This window comes from Streptomyces sp. NPDC048353 (assembly GCF_055587165.1).
In genome coordinates, this window is sequence record NZ_JBVJGU010000003.1 from 1108969 (window position 1) to 1123596 (window position 14628).

16 protein-coding genes and 1 pseudogene are annotated in these 14628 nt (G+C 69.7%); 12 read left to right on the forward strand and 5 right to left on the reverse strand.

What is annotated here, in order from left to right:
- Window positions 1-3: 3 nt before the first annotated feature.
- The 4 genes from ACZ6RC_RS15145 to ACZ6RC_RS15160 all read left to right on the forward strand — a co-directional run bounded on the left by ACZ6RC_RS15145 (window position 4) and on the right by ACZ6RC_RS15160 (window position 3143).
- A complete protein-coding gene (locus ACZ6RC_RS15145) occupies window positions 4-930 on the forward strand; it encodes a LysR family transcriptional regulator (protein ID WP_469582740.1) in 927 nt (308 codons plus the stop codon).
- A 106-nt stretch (window positions 931-1036) separates the two neighbouring features.
- Window positions 1037-1873 carry an AraC family transcriptional regulator gene (locus ACZ6RC_RS15150; RefSeq protein WP_469582745.1) on the forward strand — a complete coding sequence of 279 codons (837 nt, stop codon included), beginning with the start codon at window positions 1037-1039 and terminating at the stop codon, window positions 1871-1873.
- Window positions 1874-1956: 83 nt separating this feature from the next.
- Entirely contained in the window at window positions 1957-2427 is a 471-nt protein-coding gene (locus tag ACZ6RC_RS15155; RefSeq protein WP_469582748.1) for a cupin domain-containing protein, read from the forward strand.
- Window positions 2424-3143, forward strand: a complete 720-nt coding sequence (locus ACZ6RC_RS15160; protein WP_469582751.1) for an SGNH/GDSL hydrolase family protein — start codon at window positions 2424-2426, stop codon at window positions 3141-3143. Before ACZ6RC_RS15155 ends, ACZ6RC_RS15160 begins: the two co-directional genes overlap by 4 nt.
- A 632-nt stretch (window positions 3144-3775) precedes the next feature.
- Here ACZ6RC_RS15160 and ACZ6RC_RS15165 read toward each other — a convergent pair.
- Window positions 3776-3967, reverse strand: coding sequence for an alpha/beta fold hydrolase (locus ACZ6RC_RS15165; protein WP_469582754.1), 192 nt, complete (start codon window positions 3965-3967; stop codon window positions 3776-3778).
- Window positions 3968-4675: 708 nt separating this feature from the next.
- On the opposite strand from ACZ6RC_RS15165, the gene ACZ6RC_RS15170 reads away from it, so the two are divergent.
- Window positions 4676-4861 (forward strand): hypothetical protein, encoded by a 186-nt coding sequence (locus ACZ6RC_RS15170; RefSeq protein WP_469582757.1) that lies wholly within the window; start codon window positions 4676-4678, stop codon window positions 4859-4861.
- Window positions 4862-5264: 403 nt separating this feature from the next.
- Here ACZ6RC_RS15170 and ACZ6RC_RS15175 read toward each other — a convergent pair whose 3' ends face one another.
- A complete protein-coding gene (locus ACZ6RC_RS15175; RefSeq protein WP_469582759.1) occupies window positions 5265-5387 on the reverse strand; it encodes a hypothetical protein in 123 nt (40 codons plus the stop codon).
- Between the two features lie 238 nt (window positions 5388-5625).
- On the opposite strand from ACZ6RC_RS15175, the gene ACZ6RC_RS15180 reads away from it, so the two are divergent.
- Window positions 5626-6045, forward strand: a complete 420-nt coding sequence (locus tag ACZ6RC_RS15180; protein ID WP_469582763.1) for a VOC family protein — start codon at window positions 5626-5628, stop codon at window positions 6043-6045.
- Between the two features lie 569 nt (window positions 6046-6614).
- Here the strand turns inward: ACZ6RC_RS15180 and ACZ6RC_RS15185 are convergent.
- Entirely contained in the window at window positions 6615-6983 is a 369-nt protein-coding gene (locus tag ACZ6RC_RS15185; RefSeq protein WP_469582766.1) for a hypothetical protein, read from the reverse strand.
- A gap of 233 nt (window positions 6984-7216) precedes the next feature.
- On the reverse strand, window positions 7217-7723 hold the full coding sequence (locus ACZ6RC_RS15190; protein WP_469582771.1) for a DinB family protein: 507 nt from the start codon (window positions 7721-7723) through the stop codon (window positions 7217-7219).
- Between the two features lie 870 nt (window positions 7724-8593).
- On the opposite strand from ACZ6RC_RS15190, the gene ACZ6RC_RS15195 reads away from it, so the two are divergent.
- The gene (locus tag ACZ6RC_RS15195; protein WP_469582774.1) at window positions 8594-9262 is read left to right on the forward strand and encodes a LysE family translocator; all 669 of its coding nucleotides are present in this window, start codon (window positions 8594-8596) and stop codon (window positions 9260-9262) included.
- 49 nt (window positions 9263-9311) lie between these two features.
- Here the strand turns inward: ACZ6RC_RS15195 and ACZ6RC_RS15200 are convergent, their stop codons facing one another.
- On the reverse strand, window positions 9312-9656 hold the full coding sequence (locus ACZ6RC_RS15200; protein ID WP_469582777.1) for an STAS domain-containing protein: 345 nt from the start codon (window positions 9654-9656) through the stop codon (window positions 9312-9314).
- 455 nt (window positions 9657-10111) lie between these two features.
- On the opposite strand from ACZ6RC_RS15200, the gene ACZ6RC_RS15205 reads away from it, so the two are divergent.
- The 5 genes and pseudogenes from ACZ6RC_RS15205 to ACZ6RC_RS15225 all read left to right on the forward strand — a co-directional run.
- On the forward strand, window positions 10112-10585 hold the full coding sequence (locus ACZ6RC_RS15205; RefSeq protein ID WP_469582780.1) for an ATP-binding protein: 474 nt from the start codon (window positions 10112-10114) through the stop codon (window positions 10583-10585).
- A 282-nt stretch (window positions 10586-10867) separates the two neighbouring features.
- A pseudogene (locus ACZ6RC_RS15210) lies at window positions 10868-11313 on the forward strand (GNAT family N-acetyltransferase).
- 889 nt (window positions 11314-12202) lie between these two features.
- Window positions 12203-12676: a DUF1360 domain-containing protein gene (locus ACZ6RC_RS15215; RefSeq protein WP_469582783.1), complete on the forward strand. Its 474-nt coding sequence runs from the start codon at window positions 12203-12205 to the stop codon at window positions 12674-12676.
- A gap of 365 nt (window positions 12677-13041) precedes the next feature.
- Window positions 13042-13767, forward strand: a complete 726-nt coding sequence (locus tag ACZ6RC_RS15220; RefSeq protein WP_469582788.1) for a phosphodiesterase — start codon at window positions 13042-13044, stop codon at window positions 13765-13767.
- 409 nt (window positions 13768-14176) lie between these two features.
- The coding region (locus tag ACZ6RC_RS15225) for a GAF domain-containing protein (RefSeq protein ID WP_469582791.1) at window positions 14177-14628 on the forward strand (452 nt) is incomplete at its 3' end.

Below are 14628 nucleotides of genomic sequence, written 5' to 3' on the forward strand. Positions count from 1 at the left end.
CTTATGGAACTCCGCCAGCTGCAGTATTTCCTCGCTGTCGTCGAAGAAGCCAACTTCACCCGCGCCGCGGCCCGCCTGCATGTCGCGCAACCGGGGGTGAGTGCCCAGATCCGGCAGATGGAAAGGGAACTGGGACAACCCCTGCTCGACCGGTCCGGTCGAAGGGTGACCACCACCGAAGCGGGCGAGGCTGTCCTTCCCTATGCGCGGGCAGCACTTGCGGCCATCGAGGGGATGCGGCAGACGGTAGACGAGTTCACCGGTCTGGTCCGAGGACATGTCACCATCGGAGTCGTCTCAGGGGCCGCCACCGACGCGTACGACCTGGCCGCCTTGCTCGCCGACTTCCACGACGAGCACCCGCAGGTGGAGATCTCCCTCACCGAGGACACTTCAGCACGCATGCTCACCGCGCTGCGTCGCGGTGAACTTGACCTTGCTGTCGTCGGCGTCACCGACGACGATCCCCTGCCGGGCACCAGTCTCCAGGTCGTGATCGACACTCCACTGATCGCCGCCATGACCCCAAAGGATCCACTGCTCCTGCCCGTCGGCCGCACAGCACTCCCACTGGCCGCGCTCGCCGACCGCCCACTCATCAGCCTTCCACGCGGCACCGGCATACGCGGCGCACTCGAACGCGCCTGCCGACAGGCCGGTTTCCAGCCACACATCGCCTTCGAGGCAGCCGCGCCGAGCCTGCTGACCCGTTTCGCGGCCCGCGGCCTCGGAGTTGCCATCCTCCCCGAGATTCCGCCAGAGGCCGCAGCCGCTCTCGGCCTGCGCACCCTCCCACTGACCTCCCCCCGCCTCAGCGGCCGGATTGCTCTCGCATGGCCTACGGACGGTCCCACCACTCCGGCAGCCAAGGCCCTCCTCCTCCGCATGAGGGAGGCGCTCCCACCGGTCGAACCTGCATCGGACTACTAGCGCCGTGACGGAGTGCCGATATGAACCGCGTCACCAGCCGCAGACGGCGGTGATCAACCCTCGGATGGTGATCTTCCTGGGCTAGGCGGCTCGTACACTGACGAAAATGGAGGACCCCACGCCCACCGGGATCGGTGCACGTCCGGCGCCCGCCTTGCGGGAGTACGTCGCCTCGTATGTCGGCTTCGACCTCCGCGGGCTCCCCACCGGGGTGCACTGCGGCCCGCCGAGCCGCGCGCTCACTACGGTAATCAGCCTGTCAGATCCTTTGGAGGTAGCGGCGGGCATTGACGACGAGTCACCGGCCACCCGATTCGGCAGCGTGGCCGGCGGTCTGATGTGCCGGTCCGTCGCGATTCACCACGACGGACGCCAGCAAGGTGTTCAGATATCGCTGACACCGCTCGGGGCCCGGGCCATCTACGGCATGCCGTCCGCCGAGCTCGCCCACCGGCTGATTCCACTCGACGAGCTTCTCGGAGCGCTTGCCGTCGAGCTGGTCGACCGGCTCCGATCGGCGACAACATGGGCGGCGCGGTTCACCGCGCTGGACGAACTACTCCTTCGAGCTGTCGGCCGTGACGCCTGCGACGACCACGTGCGTGGGGTGCGCCCCGAGGTAGCCGAGGCATGGCGCCGCCTCGTCGCCGCGCGGGGTTGCGTCCAGGTTGGTGCGGTCGCCGCGGAACTCGGCTGGAGCCGTCGGTACCTCACCGAGCGGTTTCGCGGTGAGGTGGGCCTGTCGCCGAAGACCTTCGCCCGAGTCTTGCGCTTCGAGCACGCGCACGAACTGGCGACGGCGCAGAACCCGCTCCCGTGGGGCGACGTGGCCGCCGCCTCCGGCTATGCCGACCAGGCCCATCTCGTCCGGGACTGGCGCGAGTTCACGGGCCGATCGCCGACGGCCTGGCGTCGCAGCGAAGTCCTCCTCGGAGCCGGGTAGGACGCCGACCGTCTGCCCTTCGCTTCGGCTTCTCTTCCCTTTTCTTCAAGACCGCCCGAACCCCGCCATGGACGATCGTCGGCATGAGACTCGTCAACAACGAACGCGACGCCACGGACCTGCGGACCACCCCCGTGCACCTCGGACTGGGATCGAGAGCGAAACCCGTCGAGGGTTTCACCTGGGACCCGGAAGTGCTCCAGGCCTACAGCGCTGCGGTCGCGGCAGACGGCGCCGAGGGCCGGATGGTGATGATCTTCGACGGCGACGGGCTCGGCGACCATTGGGAGAGCCACCCTGCCGGCGACGAACTGATCGTTTGCCTCAGTGGATCCGTGACGGTCACCCGCGACGTGGACGGGGTGCCCGACCGTGTTCTGCTCGGGCCGGGCGAGGCCACCATCAACCCGGCCGGGGTATGGCACGTGGTCGACACGGAGGGGCCGACGTCCATCCTGGCCATCACTGCGACCCTCGGCACTGACCACCGTCCTCGGGCCGACACCCGCCCCACCGAACGCGTCGACACACCCGGCCCGGAGGAAGCGCCGTGACGACACGCATCGCGTGCCTCGGCGACAGCCTCACCCGCGCGCAGTTCAGCGTCGACTACCTGGATCTTCTCGGACGACGCCACCCTCCCGGTGACCTGCAGCTTGCCCGTTTCGGCGCCAACGGCGACTTCGCCTACAACCTCTTGCAGCGTCTCGATGCTGTCGTCGAGAACCCGCCCGATGTGATCACCGTGCTGATCGGGACCAACGACGCCCGAGCGAGCCTTGCCGACTACCCCGTCGAGCAGGCCATGAAGCGCAAACAGCTCCCCGATCGCCCGTCGGCCGGCTGGTTCCAACAGTGCCTGGGAACCGTCGTCGCACGGCTGCGAGCGGAGACCGACGCGAGGATCGGTCTGCTGTCGCTCCCGGTACTCGGCCAACAACTCGACGGGGCAGCGGCACAGGCATCGCAGGCGTACAGCCGGATGATCGCCGAGGTCGCCGCCACCAACGAGGTGGCCTACCTCCCGCTCCACGAACGCCAAATCGAGGAACTGCGCCAAGCGGACCCGCTGCCGACTCCCTACCGCGAGGTGACGCCCGCAGCAGTCATCGGCGTCCTCGTCCAGCACGCAGTGCTGCGCCGCAGCCTCGACACGATCTCGCGGCGGCGAGGTCTCGTGCTCACGACCGACCAGATCCACCAGAACAGCCGCGGCGCCACCCTTATCGCTGAGGTCATCGACGCCGGTCTGCTGACCAAGAGCGCGTAGCTGATTCCGGCGCCCGGCACAGCGGGTGCTGCATGCCGTGCGGGGTGGCCTCTCCGGACCGCTCGGCGATCGTCCAGCAGGTTCTTGCGTGGCAGGTCCGACAGCAGGCCTAGGTCGTGTCCGGAAAGTAGCGCCGTCTGCCCGCAGGGCAGGGCCCGCGGCGTCTGGTGCGTGCGATCGCAAGGCGGAGGGGCGCCCTCGTACGGGGCGTACTCGGGTGATCCCGACAACGCAGCGTGGGGGCACCTCCCGTGCCCGAAGGGCTACGGGGGAGGGCGTGCCAGGCGACGCGGGCCAGGCGGGACTTTCCGGACACGACCTAGCACCAGCTGCCCGGCCCGCAGGCGAGGCTCGACCGGGCGAACCGGCCCGCGATTCGGCCGATGGCGACCTCGGACGCTTCCCGCCATCGGGCGGGACCTATGTGGTGACCTGCGGCTACCGTCTCTTCGCCAGTCCACACAACTACGATGATCAACGGTGGCCGCGCCCCTCCGCACCGCCTCCACCTGTGACTGAGCGTCGGGGTCAGCCCGTGCGTATTTTGAGTTGGCCCGGCTGAGCATCGGTATCGGCCCGTAGCGCCGGCCGCACTGCCGCGGCTGCCGCGGTTCGACGAGTGCAAACGACAGTCAGGCCCAGGTGCGGGTGAGGAAGTCGGCAATCAGCGGGGCGATTTCGGGCAAGTGGTCCTCCAGGGCGAAGTGACCGGTGTCGAACAGGTGCAGTTCGGCGTCCGGCAGGTCGGAAAGGTAGGCAAGAGCGGACGCGCCTCTTGCGACCTCATCGTCCCGCTCTGCCTCGACCCCGTGAACGCCAGCCAACCAGCCACCTTCGCGCAGTGGCTCGGCCGCGACTCCTGGGACCTGCTCCCGGGCTGGGTCCACCCCCGCACCGTTACCGGCCCCGCGTAGGGCGTCCCTCCGGACCTTGCCGGGTCCGCGGCCCCCAGCACCGCGCCCCGCCAGTTCATCGAGGCAGCAAGTACTCCCAGAACAGCGACATGCATCAACCGTGCACCGCATATCGACTGCACGCCCCCACATGAGACCCTGCGGCCCCAGAACACGGGTCAGCCGACCGTCGGTGCACCTTCTCCGGGGCGAGCGCGGCCTCCAGCCGGTCCGGGCGTTCCCTCCGCCTGCGCGAAGAGCACGCGTCGAGCGACTGGCAGGCGTGGTGCGCGACCGACCCACCTCCGCCTGCGCGAAGAGCACCACCGATGTTGTACTTGATCCGCTGCCCGTACTCGTCGGGCCGGGAGACGGTGATGTTCCTGCCAGGCCGGATCCGCCGCAGGGTGGCGAGACTGGCGCCGCTGGGCCGGAGATGGCGACCGGGTCGGAGCCGGCGGCGAGCGCGCTCAGGAGTGCCCTGCCACGGGGCGCGGGTGTGCTCCGGTGTGCGCTTGGCCAGATGGGTGGCTTCGGTTTCCTCCTTGCAGGCGGATGCGGATTGCGGGGTAGGCCGGGATTGATCGACCGTGCCGCCTCATTCGAGGCGCACGTACTAAGACAGCGAAAGGAATGGTCATGTCCCCTAGCGACCTCCCCGGCGGCCTCGGTGACACCGTCGGAGATAGCCTTGGCGGCGTCGTGGGCTCCATCGGCAGCCTCGTTCGCGGCATCACCAGCGCGGGTGCGGGCGGGACGATCACGCAGGACATGGTCGACCAGGCCAACAAGATCAAGCCTGCCGTAGACAAGGCCAACGGCTGACCTCACAATCAGCCCGGCTTCAGGCGCTGTCCGGCGGTTCATACACCAGCCGCCGGACAGCGGACACCTCCCCGCTCACACCTCCGTAGCCAGCCTGCCAACATCGGCGCAGCCACCTACGACGGCCTAAGGGCCTGCCGCGCGCACGAGCACGCCTCCCCCGGGGCGGCGTAGGGGACGCCGTGACGGACCGGGCCCTCCGACATCGCCGTCGACATCCTCGGCGCGGACCGGCAGGCCGGCCGAGGGTGACGCGCAGACCACCCGCACCTCCACCGGAACCGCTCGATCACCCGCACCCCGCCCGGTACCGCGAGCGGGACGTGGCGGGGGCGGTGAGCCGACGGACGCGCACCCCCCGCATCGGCGGCGAGCACGTCCAGGGCGCGCCGGCTCGTACGGGTCAGACGGAGGCGGCGGAGGATGACAGGACGGGCTGGTCGATGTGGTGGTGTTCGATCTCGACGCCGTACCGGCCGCCCCACGCCTCCCAGACCTGTCGACCGACCGCCTTGGCCACCGCCACACAAGTACCAGAGCGACGGTGATCCGCGGACCTCCGGGCCGGGTTTCAACCTCACCGTTCATCCCGGACGCCCCTTCGTGACTGTCAGGCAAGGGAGACGGCCCGCCGGGACATCAGCTGGGTGGCCCAGTTGCCGGCCTGACAGCGGCCACCTCGGATTCCCCGTGTACGGTCAGATGCGCCGTTACTCTGCATATCCGCCAGATAGGCATCTTTCACCGCGACGCCAGGAGAAGCCATGAAGCCGAAAACCGTCGTCGTCTCGCTTCCGGTCGCCGACCTGGACAGCTCCCTGGGTTTCTACCGGGATGGACTGGGGCTGTCCACGGCAGCCGTCGATGATGACGCCATCCTCTTCGAGCTGCCGAACCTGTCGCTGTTCCTGATCCAGCGCGGGGAGTACGCGACGTACCTCGACCGTGCCGGCGTTGCCACTCCCCACGCTGCCGTGCCGGGCGCGTGCGTCATCTCCTGCGCCATCGGCAGCAGGGCGGAGGTCGACGACATCCTCGCCCGAGTCGGCACGGCAGGTGGGGCGGTGCCCGAGGCCGCGGGCACCTATGACGGGGCCTACATGGGCTACTTCACCGACCCTGACGGGCACCTGTGGGAGCTGGTGTTCAACGCCCAGACACAGTCAGCTGCGGCACCGGAGTGATCCCGCAACGCCCGGCCCACCGCCCGGTCAATCGGCGGCCTGCCACCACGCCTATCCCAGCAGCACAGTCAGCTCGTCGCCAGACACGTGGCGATCACTATGCGTCATCCCTGACGGCCAGATAGCTCCCCACTGACTGGCCGTCGGTGGGGAATCTCATCGCCACGGACACCGGCGACGAGGAAGACCGGCGGCAACGAGACCTCCATGAATTCCTGGGACCGTGCCATCCTGGCGCGCCGTGGTGGGAAGGGTTGCAGGCGCAGTACAGGGCAGCCGAGTATCGGGTGTACGAAGGGCTGCGAAACCTGCCCCGAACCGCGGAAGAGCTTCATCCAGCACTCGGAATCGCTCATCACCTGGGCCGCGATCACCCTGATGATCAGGCGCATCACCCGCCGAAACTCCCGCAGAAGCGGACAGCCGGCCTCCCGCGAGGCCCACCCGCGACTGATCGTCTCGGCACTGACGGTCAACAGCCCCACCAAGAGGTCACCGGGCCCTTAAACCGGCCTCGTTGTCGCACCACCACGACGGATCCACCGGGCACGCCCGCGTTTCTGCCCGGACTACTTACCGGCCAGACCCAAATTGGCCCCACCCCGCAGGTCTACGAACCCCTGCGCGATGACAGCAGCCGGCTCCAGGCACGCCTCACGCGTGTCCGCCGCCGTCGGCCCCGTGGCGCATCCCAGCGTTTCGTAGGTACGAACTGCGGCGTGGAGCTTCCGGGCAACGGAGTCGAGCGTCGCGAATCCTTGGCGCCCATTGATCTCGCTCAGGGCCAGGTCGGCAGCATCGGACGTGGCGTCGGCTGCAGCCTTGCACTTTGCAGTGAACATCTGAGGCGAAGACGTTGAGCAGGGAGAGTTCGTGCCCGAACCGAACTGGTGCTCATCCGCCGAGATGCGCTCCTCAACGGCGAGCTTCACATTCACAGCGATCTGCGCCTTCGTCGAGAGCGACTCACTCGACGAAGGGGAAGCCGAGGACTGGTCCGAACGATTCGCACTTCCGGAATCGCTACATCCTGTGATGAGTGCCCCTGACAAACCCCACATGGCCACCGCTCGTAGTGCAGGCCACTTCATCTTTCGTTCCCCCTCTGATCTGTCGCGTCACCCTACCCGAGGGGTCGCACAAGATCAGAGGGCCCTTCAGAAAAAGGCACTCAGTTGCCGGTCGTGCCGTCGAGCATCTCACGCAGGATGTCCAGGTGGCCGTTGTGGCGGGCTGTCTCCTCGATGAGGTGGAGGAGGATCCAGCGCAGGTCGACGCGGAGGCTGTTGCGGATGGTTCCCTCGGCTTTCTTGTTCAAGTTGCTCTTGGTGACCAGTTCGCGATAGCGGGCGCTTTGTTCGGCGTATTCGTCGAGCAACTGCGTGAGCGGGAAGTCGACGGCGATCCGCATTTCGCGGTCGGGGTCCTCATCCGTCATGGGGGCCCGGTCCTCTTCGCCGAGGAATACCACTTGGAACCAGTAGTACTCGACCCAGCGCAGGTGGTTGATCAGTCCGCTCATGGTCATCAGCGGTGAGCTCGGCAGGAGCGCCTTGCGTGCGTTCTCCATGGAGACTCCTTCGCATTTGACGCGGGCGCTCTCCCGTGCGTAGTCGAGGAAGGCGGTGAGCTGAGAGCGCTCGTCCCACGCGTGCGGTGTGTCGTCGATTCTGGTCATCGCGCGCAGCGTCCCCGATCACTGCACCTGATGTCGAGGCATTTACCGGCGGGACCGGCCATGCCGCCGGCGCCGGGCCGCGAGCCGCGCTCAGGTCACCCCGCCCGTCGCCCGCAGGCTCTGGCCGGTGATTCGCCTTCCCTCCGGACCCGTGAGGAACGCGACGACAGTGGCCACGTCGGAAGCCTCCCCGAGTCGGCCGCGAGAGGTGTCATGCCGACGACCGCCTGGGGCGCCTCTGGGGGATTGGTGCCACGGAGCATTTCTGTGTCGGTTGCGCCGGGAGAGACGTGGTCGACTGTGTCGCCCCGCGGTCCGAGCTCCCGGGCGACGACCGGTGTCACTTAGAGATCCCGACCTCGTTGCCTGTCCAAGTCCTTCAGCGGGTACAGGACGCCCATGGCCCTGACGCTCATGCGCCCCGCAAATACGACGTGTGGAAGCCCGGCGAGCACAAGGCGAGTTCCGCAGTTACTGGGCGAACGGGTGCGTCGCGCCCTCGCCGAGACCGCCCGCCGACACGGGTTGGCCGCCGGTGCGCGGGCGCAACCTGGCCTGCGGCCTGCCCTTCACCCGCCCGGGTGCGGCCCGCGAAGTGTGACGCCGCGTACCGCAACGGACTGCTGCCGGAGACGGCCAGGCCCCACGACGAAGTGGCCGCAGTGCTGCCGCCGCCGACCGTGGCGGACGAGCGCCTGGAACAGGGCTCGGGATAGTGGGCGAAGCCGTCGCCCGGGGGTGGGCAGGCGGACACTCGCGGCCTGAGTGTGTCTCGGCTGGGCCGGGGTCGCACGAGGCGTGACAAGACCCGACCCACGGCGAAACCCCTCGGCGGCGAACAAACCACGAGGCGAGCGAAGGGGAGAGCGGATGTCGGTCGACCTGGTGGGTTTCCTCGGTGTCGTTCTGGTGGCCTACATGGTCCCCGGTCCGGACTTCGTGGTGGTGGTGCGCTCGGCCGCCGAGCATCCCGCCAAGGGAAGGGCTGCGGGGCTGGGCGCCCAGGCAGGGCTGTGCGTGCACATGCTCGCTGCCGCCGCGGGACTGTCGCTGATCGCCGCTCGCTCTCCCGCGGTCTACGACGCCATCAAGCTGCTCGGCGCGGCGTACCTCGTCTACCTCGGGATCCGGGCGGTCCGGGCCGCCCGGCGCACCGCCCGCGAGCGCCACGCAGCGGCGGCGGACAGTCCGGAGGGGCTCACCGCCCCGCGGGCCCCGGCCGCCGGCGGGACGACCCGCAGCCAGTGGCGGTCCGGCTTCACCGAGGGCTTCCTCACCAACGTGCTCAACCCCAAGGCGGCGCTGTTCTTCCTCAGCATCCTGCCGCAGTTCGTGCACGGTGGCGGCTCGGCCGCGCGGCAGATCTTCTTCCTCGGCCTCCTCGACGTCTTCATCGGCGTCGTCTACTGGTTCGCCCTCGCCGCCGTCGCCGCCCGTCTGCGGGCCTTCCTCGCCCGGACGAAGATCCGCCACCGTTGGGAGCTGACAACCGGCTGGCTGTTCATCGCCATGGGCATCGGCGTCGCCGCGATCTCCTGAGAGACCAACTCCTCCCGTCCGGGACCGCGGCAAGGCGCTGCGGGGGTGGTCAGGCGGGCATGCCCGCGGAGAGCTGCGGGTCCGGCTGGCGGCCGAGGGTGAGGATGGTGTCGGCGCCGGTCAGGCGAAGGACCCGCATAGGTTCGTCCCGTATGCCGGTCAGGACCAGGCGGCTGCCGCTCTCGGAGAGCCGGTGGTGCAGTCGCAGCAGGAGGTTCAGGCCGCTGGAGTCCATGAAGGTCACCCCGGACAGGTCCAGACGCAGCGGAACTCCCTGAGAAGGTGCGGCGTGGACGACGGCGTCGAGAGCGGGGCAGGAGTCCAGATCCATCTCCCCGGACACGGTGATAACCGTGCTGCCGGTGTGCTCACGTGTGCTGATGGTGAGGTTCACGGTTCGCCCCTCGCTTCCGGGGGTCGAGCCCAACGCACCCCGCACGGGGCGCCAGGAGCGTGACATCAGGTCACGCACAGCCGAGCAAGACAACCCGAGCCGCATCCCGGCCCCCGCTGAAGGGGCGACAGGGACGGCTCGGGGCCTCCCACCAGACCAGGCTGGTTTCCCCTCACCCTGACACACCCCGGATACCGCTGACCAGCCTGGAGCAAGCCGCCTGCACCCCGACGGTCCAGCCTGCACCCCGGCATACTCACCGCGCCGCATGCGGCGCGAAGGCTGCCGGTCAGGGCGGGAGCCGCCATCGCCCCCCCACACACACAGGGCACAGGCACGGCCGGACCGCCGTCAATGAGCGGCGAAGAGTGGACGGGCGTGGGGAAGGTGTGGGGCGGCGTTTCGGGGGCAGAGGGGACCGGTATCAGTGGATGCTGCGGGGCGGGACGGACTGTATGAACGTGACTGGGCGGGCACAGCGGATGCAGCCGCTCCTGGAGGGCGTGGCTGTCTCGGCAGCGTTCGAGGGCAGTGAGGACATCGGCGCTGCCCGGGACATGGCTCGGACCTTCATGGAGTCGCTGCAGGCCGTGCACGGGATTCCGGTGTCGGCGCGGGCTTTGGGCGTGGTCCAGCTGGTGGTGAGCGAGCTGGTGACCAACGCTCGTAAATACGCCCCGGGGCCGTGCCTGCTGACGCTCGACCTGTGCGAGGGATCGGTCGGGGTGACGGTCTGGGACAGCAGCACGACACTGCCCCTGATCCTGGCGCCGGACCCGGCCCGGGTCGGGCAGCACGGGCTGGAGATCGTCATGGCGGTGTGCCACAGCTTCGCAGTCCACCGCGAGCCCGTGGGCAAACGCATCAGGGCCACCCTCGTTCTGGCCGACGACCCCGGCGGAGACGCGGCCGGCCGACAGACGATGTGACCAGCCCGAAGCTGATCGCCCCGCTTCCAGCGCGTACGACCGGGCATCGCGTTCTCCAGGCCCCCCACCGAGCCGTACGGACCGCCCCTGTGCTGGCCGGTGGCCCGGCACCCCGGGCCCGTCCCCGTCGCCGAGCTACGCGCCGACAGGGACGAACGCCGCGAGCGTGGCCCGCCCCAGCGCTTCGTAGGCCGTCCCGTCCCATGACAGCAAAGGGGCCCTGCACCTCCCCGTACAACGGCATCCGTTGACGCGCACGGCAGACACCGATGTCCTGCTCTGATGACCGAGCTTCACATCCGCGCGGTGGACGACGACACCTCTGTACGCGACTGGCAGTACGCCCACAATCTGATCGTCCCCGCCGGCGCACTGTCCCTCGAGGACGTCCGCGCCCGCACTGGACGCAACCACATGGAGGTCGTCTGTCGCCCGACCTCCTCATCGGATGCACCACCGTGCGCCCGCCCACCGAGAGCAATGGCGCCACCGCGACGGTCATCGCCCGCGTTCTGCCCGAGTACCGCCGTCGCGGTCTCGGCACTCAGCTCTACGAGCGCGCCCTGGACCAGACCCGCGCGCTGAACGCCCAGGTGATCGAGACAGTCGTCCTCGCATCCAACCCAGACGGACTGCGCTTCGCCGAACAGCACGGCTTCGTCGAACTCGAACGCTATCTCCTGCGCGAAGACGACACCGCCCACTGGATCGACCTGCGTCTGACCTGACGGACACAACGGTCCTGCGCGCAGGGCGCAGCCGCCGAGCCGATCGGAACCCGGACACGTGTCGCGGCCGCGACCCGGGCCCCACCCGACCGTGCGCGTCGGCCGCGGCCGCCCGCACCTCCCCGCCCGCGCGCTGCCCGCCGCCGCGCAAGTCCCCGCGCCGCGCGATCGCCGACCTCACCACCCTCCGCAGCACCCTGACCACCGCCGTGGAGGCGGGCTGCGACGACCTGACCGTGTGCGCGTCCAGCACCTGCTGCCCCATCCCCTTCGCCGAGCTCGCCGAGGAGAACCACCCCGCCGAACCCTCCTGCTAGTGGTACCGAGGGCGACGACAGCGGCGGCGGCCCCGAGCGCGGCGAGCAGGGCGAAGAGCCGGGATGTGCCGTCCAAGGGCGGGGCGAGGAGCGCGGAGGCGAAGGCGAGGGCGGAGGCGGTCATAGCGGGCGCACTGAGCGTGATCTCGAGGACCTCAACGACCACCGCCACCGACGACGACATACGCAACGTCATCGTCACTGACCCCGGCCCCCGCCGGATACACCGCCGCCCTCTGCGCGGCCCGCGAGCGTCGGCCGTGGGTAGCGCGTGTGACCGAAGAGCGAGTAGTCGGCCAGGCACGGCACGGTGGACGGGGGTGTCGCTCGGTGCTCCAGTTCTGTACGTGCACTGCGTCGGGCGTGGCAGCGGGCCGGGCTCGGGCCCGCTTGGCGCCGGTGGCCCTGACGGCGTCCCTGTCCGACGCCTTGGTTTCACGCCGGCACCGGGGCGCAACGCCGAGGCTTTCGCGAGTCGAAGCCGGGTAGACGTTTCCCTCGACAGCCCACCTGCCGTCGATCACGACGGCTTCGCCGTGAAGACGGCTGAACGGGCGAAACGAGGCACGTTGATGACGACATTCGCGGGTTTGCGGTCCCACGGCGGGCACCTGGGCGCGATGGCAGGGTTCGCCGGGTACGCAGCCGGATGGGCCGTCCTGCAGCGCCGGATGGGCCGGCCCCGGCCGACCGCGCCCGGCCCCTGGGACCTCGTTCTCACCGCCACCGCCACCTTCAGGTTCAGCCGACTGATCGCCAAGAGCACGGTGACGCGGCCCGCGCGCGCCCCGTTCACGCACGTGGAGGGGGCGGGCGCCCCGGCAGAACTCAACGAGACTCCCCGCGAGGAACCCGGTCGCGAAACCGTGGGCGAGCTCATCAGTTGCCCGTTCTGCCTGAGCGTGTGGATCGTGACCACGTTCACCGGCGCACGCGCCATCTGGCCGGAAGCCACCCGCACGGTGACCGGCGCTCTGACGGCTCTGACCCTCTCGGACGCCTTGCAGTTCGCGCATTCGGCCCTCACGAAACGAGCAGAAGGCTGACCTGCTCGCGTAGCGGTGCACCGGGCGCCGCTCTACGGCCGCCGGGCTTTCTCCTCTCGCCGGGCGACGAGGTGCAGTGGTCTCCCACATCCGGCTCCCGCGTGACCGTCTGCGAGAGCCTGCCCGGCAAAGCCCGGGGCGGGGCGGGGGGGCCGGCCGTCGGCGCCGTCCGGGGTGGGCTGAACAGGGGGGACAAACCCGGTCGGGGTGTGGGCGACGGGTAGCTGCCCGTGTCCGCTGGGCTTGGGTGCCGGCCCGGCTCTCGGCGGGCAGCGCCAGCGGGTCGAGGTGGCCCGGGCGCTCGCCGTCAACCCGCCGGTCCTTACCGCGTGAGTCGATCCGGCCCGGCCGGGTAGCCGACATTCATGAAGACGGGCCGCGCGCTCAAGCATGCCGGCGTCGACCGACTGTGTCGGATCGCCTTCCGTACGGCACAGGAAGGTGCCCGGCGTCGCGGCGCCAGGGCAGTTCTCCATCCGGACGGGGTGTTGTTGGCAGGAGACTTGGTGGCGCTCGAGGTCGGGGGTGGTTGCACGGCCTGGGCCGAGCGATCCGGGCCGTACCGGGTGACGGCACGGTGGTCCCGAGCCGCCGGACTGCCGGCGCCGCTGCCAGACGGACTCGGGCTGGCTCTGCGCATCGAGGACCTCGACACATCCGGTCACCCCTTGGACCTGCTCCTCACCGGCAGTGGCCACGGCCGCTTGGGCCGGCATGTCCCGTGCCCCCGGACGTCCGCGACCGCGGGGCCGTACAGCACCCTCCTGCCGTACGTCATCGGCGGACGCACGGGCGTCGTCGCCGCCTTCCCGGTAGAGTCGGCGCGGGTGCCGGCTACGCCTGCCGCGGTAGGTGCCGCGGCGGACGCACGGTCCCTGACGTTCGAGTTGCGGCTCGGGGCGGCGGCGGCCGACTGGCTTCCGCTCGCGCGGCTGACGCTGTTCCAGCAGGAAGTGCCTGTCCGCCGGTACTCGTTCGATCCCTACCTCAACAGCCTGTACGGCTTCCATCCGGTGGAGCGGCTCCGCGCGCTGCGCGTCGCCGCTTATGCGGGATCCCGCGCGGGGCGGTCCGCGCCCACACCCCGGTGACCACTGGCGAAAAGTGCGGTCAGCGAGGCGTCGGCGTAGCCGCCGGGCCGTCCGCCTTTGATCGACGTCGAGGTCAAACCGCAGGAGCCTCAAGGCTGCCGCGCGGTCCCCAACTCGTGAACAAAACCGCCCGCCGATTCCTCTGAGCAGTGCGGGCAGGCACGACGGCGGCGAGGGCCCGGCAACGCAGCAGTCGTACCGGCCGCTGTACTCCGCTCGGGGTGCAGCTGTGCGCTCTGCGACAGAAGACGGCATCCGGCGGCGTAGGACACGATGCTGGTCGGTGAAACGGCGGGCGATCTCAGCGACCCGTATGCGGGTGGCGTCGCTTGCCGAGGCCCGTAGGCAGCAGTGGTGGTTGTGAGTCTGCCCTTCGGGGGAAGGACAGCCGCAACCCCTGGAGGCGAGCGTGTCGGATGACCGGATCGGACTGGCCGAGGTCCTGGCGGCAGCGGAGGCTGCCGCGCCGGTGGACTCCCTCGACGTCGTGGCGCGCAACCTGCGCGACCGGTTCGGTGCCCGGTACGTGTCCTTCCTGTTCATCGACATCGTCGGCCGGCGCCTGTTGCGGGTCCACGACACGGCGGCTTCGCACCAGCAGGAGCGCGCCCAGCAGGTCCCTCTCGCCGGCAGCGGCGTCTATGACGAGGTGCTGCGCACCCAGCGCCTGACGCTGGCACCGGACGCCGGGCCGGGGCACAGGATGCTCGCCCCGGTCACCAACCGCGGCGACACCATCGGCGTTCTGGAGCTGTTCCTCCCCCAAGCCGCGCCCGAGGTGCTGGAGCAGGTGCAGGAGGCCGCGCGCGCACTGGCGTACATCCTCGTCACCGACCGCCGTTTCACCGACCTCTACCACTG